Here is a 9,522-nt window from a genome sequence, read left to right on the forward strand (position 1 = left end):
CTCGGCGATGCGCCGCCCGCGATGGGCGTCGCGCCCGGCCTGCCCGGCAAGCTGCGCCCGGCCGACCTGCTGCGCCGCCGCCCCGACGTGATCGCCGCCGAGCGGCGGCTCGCCTCGGCCACGGCCGGGATCGGCGCGGCGCTGTCGCAGTATTACCCGGACGTGTCGCTGTCCGGCCTGCTCGGTTTCGACCGGCTCAACAACGGCAGCCTGTTCACGGCGCGCGCGTTCGAGCCGTCGGTGCTGGCCGGCCTGCACTGGCGGCTGTTCGACTTCGGCCGCGTGGATGACGAGGTGCGGCAGGCCAAGGGCGCGCGCGCCGAGGCGTTCGCGCAGTACCGGCAGTCGATCCTGCGCGCCAGCGAGGACGTCGAGAACGCGCTGGTGGCGCTGGCCGAATCCGACGAGAACGTCGAGCAGTGGCGCGCCGTGACGGGCGCCACCGGCCGCGCCGAGCAATCGGCGCAGCGCAGCTACACGCAGGGCACGGCCGCGCAGGGCGAGCTGCTGCACCGCCGTCGCGCGTTGCTGGAGGCGCGCCGCGCCTGGGTGCTGGCCAGCGGCGACCGCGCCCGCGCGACGGTGGCGGCCTACCGCGCGCTTGGCGGCGGCTGGTCGCCCGATGCCCCGGAAGACGCGCAGGCCGCGTCGCCGGCCCCGGCTTCAACCCCGGCGGCAAGCGTGGCTTTGGCCACGCCGGCCCTGGCCGCGACGCCCTGAAACGGCGCGCATGCCGCCCCGTTTCGCGCAAGCGGAGGGGGCGGCGGCCATGGTATGTTGTCGCCTTAATTTTGCGAGGTGAGACGGATGCGATACAGCCCCGAGCACAAGCAGGAGAGCCGCAACCGCGTGCTGGAAGCCGCGGCCTGCGCGATCCGCGAGCAGGGTCCGGACAACGTCAGCGTGGCGGCCGTGATGGGCGAGGCCGGCCTCACGCACGGCGGGTTCTATGCGCACTTTCCGTCGAAGAACGCGCTGATCGCGGCCAGCATCGATTTCATGTTCGACCAGACGGCCGAGCGGCTCGACAAGCGCATGAACGGCAAGACGCCGCGCGACGGGCTGGTCAGCTATATCGACCACTATCTGTCCGAAGCGCATTGCCGCGCGCGCGACACCGGCTGCCCGATCGCGGCGCTCGGCTCGGACATCCCGCGCCTCGACGACGAGGCCCGCGCCGCCTTCGCGCGCGGCATGGAGCGCCAGCACCAGCGCATCGCCGCGCTGCTCGCGCAGTTGGGCTGGGACGACGCCGACGCGATGGCGCGCTCGATGCGCGCGGAACTGTTCGGCGCGCTGATGAGTGCGCGGCTGCTGGACGGCGCCGAGCGCAGCATGATTCTCGACACCTCGAAGCGCGTGCTGCTGCAGCGCTTTCATCTCGACGCGGCATCCGATTCGGCTTCGGCTTCCTCCCCGACGGCGTAAGCCGCCTTCATTGGCCACACGCCGGCGCATTTCGGGGTGTGCGCCGGCCGCATTCGATCCCATCCCCTGGAGCGATCGCGACATGCGGCGACTTCTTCTGCTGGCTACCGCGTTGACGGTGTCGGTGTATGCCACGGCGCAGGCGGCCTCGCTGCCGGCCGTCGAGGCGCAACACGCGATGGTGGTGTCCTCGCAGCATCTGGCCTCCGAGATCGGCGTGCAGATTCTCAAGCAGGGCGGCAACGCCGTCGATGCGGCCGTGGCGGTGGGCTACGCGCAGGCCGTCACCAACCCGTGCTGCGGCAACATCGGCGGCGGCGGTTTCATGACGCTGCACCTGGCCGACGGCCGCGACCGCTTCATCAATTTCCGCGAGAAGGCGCCGGCCGCCGCGTCCGCCAACATGTATCTCGACGCCGACGGCAACGTGAAGCCCGGCGAAAGCCTGTACGGCTATCGCGCGGTCGGCGTGCCGGGCACCGTGGCCGGGCTGAACCTGGCCGAGCGCGAATACGGCAAGCTCACGCTCGCGCAGGTCATGGCGCCCGCCATCCGGCTCGCGCGCGACGGCTTCGTGCTGACGCGCGGCGACACCGACATCCTCGATACCAAGACCGAGCGTTTCCGTGCCGACCCGGACGCCGCGCGCATCTTCCTGCGCCCCGACGGCTCGCCGTGGCAGCCCGGCGACCGGCTGGTGCAGAAGGACCTGGCGCGCACGCTGGCGCAGATCGCGCGGCATGGCGACGACGCGTTCTATCGCGGCGCGATTCCGCAGGCCGTCGAGGCCGCCGCGAAGCGCGGCAACGGCGTGATCGCCGCCGGCGATTTCGCCGCGTACCGCGCCGAGGACACCGAGCCGCTCAAGTGCAGCTATCGCGGCTACACGTTCATCTCGGCGCCGCCGCCCAGTTCGGGCGGCGTCACGCTGTGCGAGACGCTGAACATCCTCGAAGGCTATGACATGCGCGCGCTCGGCTTCCATTCGGCCGCCGCCGTGCACGTCATGACCGAGGCGATGCGCCATGCCTATCTCGACCGCAACACGCTGCTCGGCGATCCGCATTTCATCGACAATCCCATCGCGCGTCTGACCGGCAAGGATTACGCGGCCGAGCTGCGCAAGGTGATCCCCGACGACCGCGCCGCCACGTCGAAGGACGTGATCCCCGGCTTCAGCGTGCACGAGAAGCCCGAGACGACCCATTACTCGATCGTCGACGCCGACGGCAACGCGGTGTCCACCACCTACACCATCAACGGCCTGTTCGGCGCGGTGGTGATCGCGCCGGGCACCGGCTTCTTCCTCAACGACGAGATGGACGATTTCACCGTCAAGGCCGGCGTGCAGAACCTGTTCGGGCTGGTGCAGGGCACGCGCAACGCGATCGCGCCGGGCAAGCGGCCGCTGTCGTCGATGGCGCCGACGGTGGTGACCAAGGACGGCAAGGTGTTCATGGTGGTGGGTTCGCCGGGCGGCTCGCGGATCATCACGATCACGCTGGAAACCGCGCTGAACGTGATCGACTACGGGATGGCGCCGCAGGCGGCCGTCGATGCGCCGCGCATCCATCATCAATGGCTGCCCGACGAGATCGACTACGAAACGCAGGGGCTGTCGCCCGACACGCTCGCGATCCTGCGCAAGATGGGCTACAAGCTGGTCGAGCAAACCCCTTGGGGCGCCGCCGAACTGGTGCTGGTGGGGCTGCCCGGCACCGAGGCGGCGGACCGGGCCAGCTCCGGCAACGATGCGTCGGTGTCGGGGCGCGTGCGCACCGGGTTCGTGTACGGTGCGAACGATCCGCGCCGGCCGGCGGGGGCGGCGGTGGGGTATTGAGCGACGGCGCTGGCGCGCCGTTGTGTTGATCCGCTGATTGAACGGGCCGGGGCCGCTTGCATGCCGCCCCGGCCCGTTTGCGTTGTGAGGTCCGGCGCGTTCGGATCGTTCAGATTTGCGCGACGCCGCCGTCCACGAAGATCTCGCTGCCCGTCACGAAGCTGCTGCGATCCGACGCCAGGAACGCCACCACGTTCGCCACTTCGTCGTCACGGCCGGTTCTGCCGAGCGGCGCGAGTTGGGCGGCGTAGTCGAAGAACCCGCTGCGCTGCTCCTCGCTGAGGCCCGTCTTGTCGTGGCCGGGCGTTTCGATCACGCCGGGGCTGACGACGTTGATGCGGATGTCGCGTCCCTTCAGATCCGAGGCCCAGGTGCGCGCGAACGAGCGCACCGCCGCCTTGGTCGCGCTGTAGATGCTCCAGTTGCCGAAGCCCTTGCTGCCGACGATCGACGAGGTGAGGATGATCGAGCCGCCCGGCTGCATCAACGGCAATGCTTTCTGCACGGTCCAGATCACGCCCTTGACGTTGGTGTTCAGCAGCGCGTCGATATGTTCGTCGGTCAGGCTGCCGAGCGGCGCGAACGCCGCGAAGCCGGCGTTCGCGAACACGATGTCGAGGCGCCCGTGCCGCGCCCGGATCTGCTCGTAGAGCGCATCGACATCGGCCGGGTTCGCCACGTCGCCCTGCACCGGCGTGGCCGCGTCGCCAAGCGTCGCCGCGGCCGCCTTCAACTCGTCGAGCCGGCGGCCCGTCAGATACACATGCGCGCCTTCCGCGATCAGCGCCCGGGCCGTCGCCAGGCCAATACCCGAACTGCCGCCCGTCACGAGCGCGATTTTGCCGTCGAGAGTCATCGGTGAATCTCCTTCGAGAGGTTTTGATTGAGGGCTCAAGTATATGGGTGAATCTGTTGAAGGCTCAAGTATTTCGTCGAGGCGCGGCCATTCGGCAGCCGAGAGCCGGGCATGGCCGGAATTCACGGTGGATTCGTCATTGGGCGGGGCGGGTGGCGGGTGCCAGAATCGAGCCCTGGCACCCGGCCGCAGGCGCGGCCCGCCGCCCCATTTTTCTGGAGTGTTGAACGCTATGCCTTACTTGCAATTGGATGTGAACGACCACTACCCCGCGGACGTCAAGCAGCGCCTCGCGGCGGCGATGAGCGAAACCTATGCCCGCATGATGTCGGTCGATATCCGGCGCATCAGCGTCGCGATTCGCGAGCTGGGCACGGGCGGCGTCTGGCGCATCGCCGAGGCTGGCGAGGCGCCGGTACCCGTCTCGGTGATGATGCTCGACATCCGCAAGGGCCGGCCGCCCGAGCAACGCATGGAGGTCGCGAAGGCGCTGTGCGCGCACTGCGTGGAGATCCTCGGCGTGCCGGAAAACCGCCTCAACGTCGAATTCACCCAGCACACCGGCGACGAGATGTATCACCCGGCGCTCGGCGGCTACAGCCCCGATTGGGCGCCCGGCGAGCAGTAAGCCGAGGCAGGGCGCCCGGCGCAGCGGCGTGGCCGCCGCGCCGGGCGCGCGCTACCGGTTTCAGGCGTGCGCGACCAGCACCAGCTTCTGGTTCACGAACTCCTTGATGCCGAGTTCGGACAGCTCACGGCCGTAACCCGAGCGCTTCACGCCGCCGAACGGCAGTTCGGGCGCCGTGCTGGAGAACGTGTTGATCCACACCGCGCCGGTTTCGATCCGCGCCGCCAGCGACTTGGCGCGTTCGATGTCGCGCGAGAACACCACGCCCGACAGGCCATAGTTCGAATCGTTGGCCAGCTCCACGATTTCTTCGTCGCTCTTGACCACGTAGATCTGCGCGACCGGGCCGAAGAATTCCTCGAAGTACGCCGGGTTGCTCCGGCTCACGTCGGTCAGGATGGTCGGCTCGAAGAAGTTGCCCGGTTGGTCGAGCGCATGGCCGCCGTAGTGGAGCGTGGCGCCGTTCGCCACGGCCGCCTCGACCTGCCTGACCAGCCCATCGCGCGCGCCGGCCGACGACAGCGGCCCGAGCGTGGTGGCCTCGTCGAACGGGTCGCCGATCTTCACGGCCCGGAACGCGGCGGTCAGCTTGCTCAGGAAGGCCTGCGCCACTTCCTCGCGCACCAGGAAGCGCTTCGCGCCGATGCATTCCTGCCCGGCCACATGCAGGCGCGAGAACGTGCCGATCTCGACGGCCTTGTCGAGATCGCTGTCTTCCAGCACCACGAACACGTCGTTGCCGCCCATCTCCAGCGTGGTCTTCTTCAGATGCTTGCCGGCGGTGGCGGCGATCGAGCTGCCCGCGCCTTCCGAGCCGGTCATCGCGGCGCCTTGCACGCGCGGGTCGGCAATCAGCTTGCCGACCTGATCGGCGGTGATGAACAGGTTGGTCCAGGCCCCGGCCGGTGCGCCGGCTTCATGCACGAGCGCCTCGAACACGCTGGCGCAGTGCGGCACGATGCTGGCGTGCTTGGCGACGATCGGGTTGCCGGCGGCGAAATTCGGCGCGAGCACGCGCATCAATTGATAGAACGGGAAATTCCACGGCTCGACGGCCAGCAGCACGCCCACCGGATGATGTTCGATCCAGGCGTCGCCCTGGTCGGTCTGGATGGCGACCGGCGCGAGGAAGCGCTCGGCGTTATTGGCGTAGTAGCGGGCGATCTGCGCCACGATCTGCACTTCGCCGCGGCTTTCGCCAATCAGCTTGCCCATTTCGGCGGTGATGATCCGGGCCAGTTCCTCGACGCGCGAGTCGATCAGGTCGGCCAGCTTGTGGAGCACCGCGACGCGCGGCTGGATCGGGCCTTTCGACCATGCGGACTTGTAGAGCCGGTGCGCGGTGGCCAGCGCCGCTTCCACATCGGCATCGGTGTGATTGGGCCAGGTCTTGATCAGTTCGTTGGTGGTGGGGTTGATGGTTTGGTAAGCCATGACATGCTCCGCTTGGGTGAATGCGCTGCAACGCGCGATTGAATTGCACAACTAACTATTGAAGGGTTTGGCGAGCACGGAATGCCTTGCGTGCGATCCGTCAGGCGAGCGCGCTAGGCGTGCTGCCGATGCTCATGTGTCGCGACCGGCTGAAGCATCTGCCGCGTGACGGCGGCGGCGTTGTCGAACGGCGCGAGGCCGCCTGAAATCTTCGCCATCACGCTGGCGCCGAGCCAGGTCTGATAGAGCGTGCGGGCCGCTTCCGCCGGGTCGTGCACGGTGGCGAGCGAGCCGTCGGCCACGCCGGCCTCGATGGCGGCGGCCAGGCGCGCGATGAGGCGTGCGGTGCCGTCGTGGAGCGTGCGCCGCATCGCGGCCGAGAGGTCCGCCACTTCCGCGCCGAGCTTGACCACCAGGCACTTCGCATGCGGGCCGGCGGCCATCTGGCTGTCGGCCCAATGCTGCCAATAGCGCATGAGCCGTTCGCCGACGCTTGCCGCATCCGGCGCCAGCATGGCGTCGAGCGTGGCCAGCGAGGTGTCGAAGTACCGCGCCAGCAAGGCCTGCCCGAAGGCCTCTTTCGAGGCGAAGTAGTGATAGAACGAGCCCTTCGGCACGCCGGCCGCATTCAGGATCTCGTTGAGGCCGACGGCGGAAAAGCCCTTGCCCGCCATGGTCGCTTGCGCGGCGTCGAGAAGGGTTTGCCGGGTCGCGCCCGACGGAGTAGCCTGATTCGTCATTGCTGAGGGTTCCTGAATAGACCAGTCGCCTGGTTCGTTCGATGGAGCCATCTTCGGCTTGCGGCGCGGCGACGACAATGCCGTATCTGCAATGATTCCGGCCATGCGCGGGATGACGGAAAACATGGCGAATCCGTCATTGGGCGCGCGGCGTGCCGCGCCGATAATGAATCGCGCGACGAACAGGGAGCAGGCGATGCGAATCAGGAAAGGGCGGGTGGCGGCGACGTTATGCGGGCTGGCGCTGGTCGCGGCGGTGGGGCATTACGCGCTGGCGCGGCCGCACGTGCCGGATACGACGTTCACGTTGCTGTCCGGGCAGCGCGTGTCCACCTCCGCCGACCTGGGCGGCAAGGTGTTTCTCGTCAACTTCTGGGATACCGATTGCTCGACCTGCATCGAGGAGATGCCGAGCATGAAGGCCACCTACGAGCGCTTCCATCCGTCCGGGCTGGCGTTCGTGTCGGTGGCGATGCGCTACACGCCGCGGCAGTACGCGGTCAATTACGCACAGGGCCGCCATCTGCCGTTCATGTTGACGCTCGACGACGGCAGCCTCGCCAAGGCGTTCGGCGACGTGCAACTGACGCCCACCACGCTGGTGGTGGACCGGCGCGGCAGGATTTTGAAACGCTATGTGGGTCGGCCCGATTTCGCCGAACTGGACGAGGTGGTCGGGCGGGCGCTGAAAGAGCCGGCCTGACGCAAACCGTCAGCAATCCGTAGGGATCAGACCAATTGCAACGCGCCGCCCGATGCGCGCTGGATGGTTTGCGGGGCTTGGCCGAACGCGCGCAGAAACGCCTGGCGCATCCGTTCGCGATCGCCGAAGCCGGTTTCGCGCGCGATGATCTCGATCGGGTGACGCGTGGTTTCCATCATCAGGCGCGCGGCTTCCACGCGCAGGCGTTCGACCGCCTTGGCCGGCGATTGCCCGGTTTCCTCGCGAAACACGCGGCTGAACTGGCGCGGGCTCAGGCTGGCCGCTTCGGCCAGGCGTTCGACGGACAGGTCGCCGTTCAGGTTTTCGCGCGCGAACGCCAGCGCCATCTGCACGCGGTCGGAGCGCGCATCGAGTTCGAGCAGCGCCGAGAACTGCGATTGGCCGCCGCCACGCCGTTGATACAGCACCAGCTTGCGCGCCACCATGCGCGCGGTTTCCAGGCCCAGGTCGCTCTCGACGATGGCGAGCGCGAGATCGACGCCGGCGCTCATGCCGGCCGAGGTCCAGATCTGGCCGTCGACGACGAAGATGCGATCCTCGTCGAGCTGCACGTCCGGGTACTGCTTCTTGAAGTCGCGCGCATGGAACCAGTGCGTGGTCGCGCGCTTGCCTTCGAGCAAGCCGGCGGACGCCAGCACGAACGCGCCGGTGCAGATCGAGGCGATCCGGCGCGAATGCTGCGGCGCGTGACGGATGTAGTCGCGCAGGCTTTCCGACGGCAGCCGGCACTCGTTGTCGCCGGCCACGATCAGCGTGTCGTAACCGTCGTCGGCCAGCACTTCGCTGTGCACCGCGAAGCCCTGCGACGAGACGATCGGGCCGCCTTGTTCGGACACGATGCGGAACCGGTAGGCTTCCTCGCTGTGAAGCAGGTTCGCGTATTCGAACACGCTGGCCACGGCGAGCGCGAGCGACTGGAAGTTGGGGTAGACGATGAGTCCGACGGTATGCATGGCCGAAAATAACAAGATGTCCTGAATGATTGAATCTAGCACAAAACAGCCGCGATTTCCGGCCCTGTCGCGCGCAGGGTTTTACTGCGCGGTCCATCCGCCGTCGAGCCGCAGGCTGGTGCCCGTGATCATCGCGGCGGCCGGGCTGGCAAGGTAGAGCACGGCGGCGGCCACCTCGGCGCTGTCGAGCAGGCGGCCGGCCGGAATGCGATCGAACACCCATTGGCGGAACGTCGGATCGGCGAAGAACGGCTTGGTCATCGGCGTATCCACGAAGGTGGGCGCGACCGAGTTCACGCGGATGCCGAGCGGCGCCAGCTCCACGGCGGCGGCCTTGGTCAGCCCCTCGATCGCGTGCTTGGTCATGCAGTAGACGGTGCGTCCCGGCGCGCCCACGTGGCCCATCTGCGACGAGATGTTGACGATGACGCTGCCGCGCTGGCCGCCCATGCGTTGCACGGCCGCCTGCGTCGCCAGGTAGGTGGCGCGCACGTTCAGCGCGAGCATGGTGTCGAGTTGGTCGATCGTCACGTCGCGCAGGGGGGCGGGCGAATTCGTGCCGGCGTTGTTGACGAGGATGTCGAGCGCCGGCAGCGCGGCGAATGCACGCTGCAGTTGGTCATCGTCGAGGATGTCGCAGACGACCGGCTCGCAACGGCCGCCGGCCGCGCGAATCTCGCCGCAGGTGGCGTCGAGCGCGGCGGCGCCGCGGCTCAACAGGTGAACGTGCGCACCGGCGCGCGCCAGCAGCCTGGCGATATCGGCGCCGAGGCCGCGGCCCGCGCCGGTGACGACGGCGGTTTTTCCGTTCAGGGAAAACAAGTCTTCAAGCATGACACTCTCGTGATGGATCGATGGTGAGGGGTTGCCGGTTCGGTCGCGCGACCGAACCGTTACAGCTTGTTCAGGTTGCCTAACG

Annotated in this window: 10 protein-coding genes; 5 read left to right on the forward strand and 5 right to left on the reverse strand. The window is 68.2% G+C overall.

The window, feature by feature from the left end; translation table 11 throughout:
* The 3 genes from ACYP33_RS34860 to ggt form a co-directional block, all read left to right on the forward strand.
* A partial coding sequence (locus tag ACYP33_RS34860) for a TolC family protein (protein ID WP_459625605.1) occupies positions 1 to 720 on the forward strand: 720 nt, incomplete at its 5' end.
* 87 nt (positions 721 to 807) lie between these two features.
* Entirely contained in the window at positions 808 to 1,428 is a 621-nt protein-coding gene (locus ACYP33_RS34865; RefSeq protein WP_414448271.1) for a TetR/AcrR family transcriptional regulator, read from the forward strand.
* Between the two features lie 82 nt (positions 1,429 to 1,510).
* On the forward strand, positions 1,511 to 3,268 hold the full coding sequence (gene ggt / locus ACYP33_RS34870; protein ID WP_459625606.1) for a gamma-glutamyltransferase: 1,758 nt from the start codon (positions 1,511 to 1,513) through the stop codon (positions 3,266 to 3,268).
* A 109-nt stretch (positions 3,269 to 3,377) separates the two neighbouring features.
* Here the strand turns inward: ggt and ACYP33_RS34875 are convergent, their stop codons facing one another.
* Complete coding sequence (locus tag ACYP33_RS34875) at positions 3,378 to 4,124, reverse strand: SDR family NAD(P)-dependent oxidoreductase (protein ID WP_459625607.1); 747 nt, start codon at positions 4,122 to 4,124, stop codon at positions 3,378 to 3,380.
* 232 nt (positions 4,125 to 4,356) lie between these two features.
* On the opposite strand from ACYP33_RS34875, the gene ACYP33_RS34880 reads away from it, so the two are divergent.
* Positions 4,357 to 4,752 (forward strand): tautomerase, encoded by a 396-nt coding sequence (locus ACYP33_RS34880; protein WP_459625608.1) that lies wholly within the window; start codon positions 4,357 to 4,359, stop codon positions 4,750 to 4,752.
* 60 nt (positions 4,753 to 4,812) lie between these two features.
* Here ACYP33_RS34880 and ACYP33_RS34885 read toward each other — a convergent pair whose 3' ends face one another.
* The gene (locus ACYP33_RS34885; RefSeq protein ID WP_459625609.1) at positions 4,813 to 6,186 is read right to left on the reverse strand and encodes an NAD-dependent succinate-semialdehyde dehydrogenase; all 1,374 of its coding nucleotides are present in this window, start codon (positions 6,184 to 6,186) and stop codon (positions 4,813 to 4,815) included.
* 113 nt (positions 6,187 to 6,299) lie between these two features.
* Positions 6,300 to 6,926: a TetR/AcrR family transcriptional regulator gene (locus ACYP33_RS34890; protein ID WP_459625610.1), complete on the reverse strand. Its 627-nt coding sequence runs from the start codon at positions 6,924 to 6,926 to the stop codon at positions 6,300 to 6,302.
* Between the two features lie 196 nt (positions 6,927 to 7,122).
* Here ACYP33_RS34890 and ACYP33_RS34895 point away from each other — a divergent pair, with 196 nt between their 5' ends.
* Complete coding sequence (locus tag ACYP33_RS34895; protein WP_459625611.1) at positions 7,123 to 7,629, forward strand: TlpA family protein disulfide reductase; 507 nt, start codon at positions 7,123 to 7,125, stop codon at positions 7,627 to 7,629.
* A 26-nt stretch (positions 7,630 to 7,655) separates the two neighbouring features.
* Here ACYP33_RS34895 and ACYP33_RS34900 read toward each other — a convergent pair whose 3' ends face one another.
* On the reverse strand, positions 7,656 to 8,603 hold the full coding sequence (locus ACYP33_RS34900; protein WP_459625612.1) for a GlxA family transcriptional regulator: 948 nt from the start codon (positions 8,601 to 8,603) through the stop codon (positions 7,656 to 7,658).
* 81 nt (positions 8,604 to 8,684) lie between these two features.
* Positions 8,685 to 9,437: an SDR family NAD(P)-dependent oxidoreductase gene (locus ACYP33_RS34905; RefSeq protein WP_459625613.1), complete on the reverse strand. Its 753-nt coding sequence runs from the start codon at positions 9,435 to 9,437 to the stop codon at positions 8,685 to 8,687.
* Positions 9,438 to 9,522: the final 85 nt, after the last annotated feature.

It is taken from the genome of Burkholderia sp. 3C (assembly GCF_054589155.1).

Bases quoted from the DNA above. Each gene is read 5' to 3' on its own strand.
- ACYP33_RS34900 (WP_459625612.1), bottom strand. From the start codon at position 8,603: ATGCATACCGTCGGACTCATCGTCTACCCCAACTTCCAGTCGCTCGCG.
- ACYP33_RS34880 (WP_459625608.1), top strand. From the start codon at position 4,357: ATGCCTTACTTGCAATTGGATGTGAACGACCACTACCCCGCGGACGTC.
- ggt (WP_459625606.1), top strand. From the start codon at position 1,511: ATGCGGCGACTTCTTCTGCTGGCTACCGCGTTGACGGTGTCGGTGTAT.
- ACYP33_RS34905 (WP_459625613.1), bottom strand. From the start codon at position 9,437: ATGCTTGAAGACTTGTTTTCCCTGAACGGAAAAACCGCCGTCGTCACC.
- ACYP33_RS34895 (WP_459625611.1), top strand. From the start codon at position 7,123: ATGCGAATCAGGAAAGGGCGGGTGGCGGCGACGTTATGCGGGCTGGCG.
- ACYP33_RS34890 (WP_459625610.1), bottom strand. From the start codon at position 6,926: ATGACGAATCAGGCTACTCCGTCGGGCGCGACCCGGCAAACCCTTCTC.
- ACYP33_RS34875 (WP_459625607.1), bottom strand. From the start codon at position 4,124: ATGACTCTCGACGGCAAAATCGCGCTCGTGACGGGCGGCAGTTCGGGT.
- ACYP33_RS34865 (WP_414448271.1), top strand. From the start codon at position 808: ATGCGATACAGCCCCGAGCACAAGCAGGAGAGCCGCAACCGCGTGCTG.
- ACYP33_RS34885 (WP_459625609.1), bottom strand. From the start codon at position 6,186: ATGGCTTACCAAACCATCAACCCCACCACCAACGAACTGATCAAGACC.